This window comes from Oerskovia merdavium, from assembly GCF_014836755.1.
In the GTDB taxonomy this organism is placed as follows: Bacteria; Actinomycetota; Actinomycetes; order Actinomycetales; family Cellulomonadaceae; genus Oerskovia; species Oerskovia merdavium.
Map to the genome: position 1 here is coordinate 1 of NZ_JACSQF010000039.1, position 2,483 is coordinate 2,483.

A 2,483-nucleotide genomic window follows, 5' to 3' on the forward strand; every position below is an offset into this window, starting at 1 on the left:
TGCGGATCCTTGCCGTACGGGTGCGGGGTGACATGTTCCGCCCCGGGAGCGTGGGTTCCGTCCGCCCGGACGAACGGGCCCGATGTTGGGCCGTTCGACCGGGTGCGGTCACCCTGAGAGATGGAGTCCATTGCTGTCCCCTTAGTGGTGGAAGCCCGGGTGGTGTCCCTCGATGGGCATGGGACCTGATAGGGCGTCGAGGTAGGCGACCTCAGCGTGCAGGTCGTCGATGAGTGCATGTGCGAGATCGATGCTCAGGCCGTTGCGCACCACGATGCGCTGGACCGTGAGGTCCTGGAGGTCTGCGGGCATGGGGTAGGCCGGGACGAGCCATCCCTTGAGCCGCAGGCGGTCCGAGAGGTGATAGAGGTTCCAGTTCTTGCCGTGCCCCTGCGCGATGCTCCAGGCGAAGACGGGGATGTCGCTCCCGTCATTCCACAGGTCGAACTGCGGCATCTTCGCGATCTCGCCCGAGAGGTAGAGCGCGACGTCCTGCGAGGCCTGCTGCACCTTGCGGTAGCCCTCGAACCCGAGCCGCAGGAACAGGTAGTACTGGAGCAGCACCTGGGCGCCCGGGCGCGAGAAGTTGAGCGCGAACGTCGGCATGTCGCCGCCGAGGTAGCTGACTCGGAAGATCAGGTCCTCGGGCAGCGCGGCCTCGTCGCGCCAGACGACCCACCCGAGCCCGGGGTACACGAGCCCGTACTTGTGCCCCGAGGTGTTGATCGACGCGACGCGCGGGACGCGGAAGTCCCACTCGAGGTCCGGCTGGATGAACGGCGCGATCATGGCTCCTGACGCGCCGTCGACGTGGATGGGGACGTCGAGCCCCGTCGAGGCCTGGATGCGGTCCAGGGCCGCCGCGATCTCCGTGACGGGCTCGTACATCCCGGTGTACGTGACCCCGAGGATCGCGACGACCCCGATCGTGTTCTCGTCCACGTACTTCTCGAGCTCGAACCCGTCGAGCACCTTGTGCTCGAGCGAGATGGGGACGTAGCGGGCCTCGACGTCCCAGTAGTTGCAGAACTTCTCCCAGCAGACCTGGACCGCGCTCGACAGCACGAGGTTGGGCTTCTCGGTCGACTTCCCCGCGGCGCGGCGCGCGTGCTGCCAGCGCCGCTTGAGCGCGAGCCCGCCCAGCATGGCGGCCTCGGAGGACCCGATGGTCGAGGTCCCGATCGTGCTCGCCGGGTCCGGCGCGTTCCACAGGTCGCCGAGGATCTTCCAGCACCGGGTCTCGATCGCGGCCGTGGCCGGGTACTCGTCCTTGTCGATCATGTTCTTGTCGGCCGTCTCCTCGTACAGCCGCTGGGCGTACGGGTCCATCCACGTGCCGACAAACGTCGCGAGGTTCAGGCGGGCGTTGCCATCGAGCATCGCCTCGTCATGGACGATCTGGTAGGCCGTCTCGGGAAGTGACTCTCCGGACGGCAGGACGTTGCGGGGGAGCTCGGTCGCCTCGCCGGGGCGGGCGAACAGTGGGTTGAGCGCGACGACGTCGCGCTCCTCGGACTCTGCACCTCGGGCTGATCCAGACATGTTCATTACCTTTCGTCGGACGGTAGTCGGCGGCACCGTGGTGACCGCCGCATGCCGTTGAAACGCCGCCATCGGGCTCATAGGCCAGCTCGTGTGAGAACTCGCCGGGCGACGGGCAACCACCGATCCGGGGTTGCGGATGCGTCGAGGCCCGCCAAGAACGCGGACCGAGGCCTGCCAGGAACTCAGGCTGTAGGGAGCGGTGCGGACGCCTCACACGACAGCAACAGCTCCGGGCTGCTGCGACGAGCGAGGGCGCGCCACTTCCGAACGAGGGGGTAGAACCTGAGCGCGCCGCGAGGAGTCGTTCGCGTCGCGTGCCCCACGGTCCTACGCAGCTGAAAGACGAGGATGAGCGTCCCGGACCAACTCACCTTGTCGCTCGCCAGCACCTCGGCCGCCGCGGTCGTGGCCGAGCATGTGGTTGACCGGAGCCGCGTCGTGATGTTCGTGCTGGTCGTGGTGTCCGGCACCGTTCCGGAGCAGGCCGCCGACGCCTCTCTGCGTGGCACCGGTCGTGACCTCGTACCCGAGTGCGCCGATCTGATCGGCCACGAATCTGGCCTCTCGCGGTGCATCCGCACCTTTGCCAGAACGATCGAGATGTCCCCCTGCGTAACCATCAGCATCTCCTTTGCCGTGGGCTGTGTTATTCACGGTTGCAGACTCTTCCTGGACTGGCCACTTCTGGAACGCGAGGAAAGGCTTCAAGGTGGAGGTCAAAAGACCGCTCCGATCGCGGCGAGGACTCCTGCGTCGTCGACGAGGTCTCTCGTGGCGCGCGGCCAGCCGTGTTGGCGTTGCCGGTGGAGAACCGGAAACACAAGGGTTCACCAGCCCAGCCATGCCCCCTTGGAACCCACCGGGCCTTGACCCCTGATCGTGGACACGCTGATTCCAGGTTCGCCCTGGAGGAAGCGAGAAGATCTGATCATGGCAAG

The 2,483-nt window shown here is 66.7% G+C and carries 1 protein-coding gene; it reads right to left on the reverse strand.

Features of this window, described 5'->3' with window-relative positions; translation table 11 throughout:
- Nucleotides 1–141 precede the first annotated feature (141 nt).
- Nucleotides 142–1,542, reverse strand: a complete 1,401-nt coding sequence (locus H9641_RS19775) for a glutamate decarboxylase (protein ID WP_191806118.1) — start codon at nt 1,540–1,542, stop codon at nt 142–144.
- Between the last annotated feature and the right edge of the window lie 941 nt (nt 1,543–2,483).

What these genes read in the sequence shown, in the direction of transcription:
- H9641_RS19775 (WP_191806118.1), bottom strand. Translation starts at nt 1,542, where the DNA reads ATGTCTGGATCAGCCCGAGGTGCAGAGTCCGAGGAGCGCGACGTCGTC.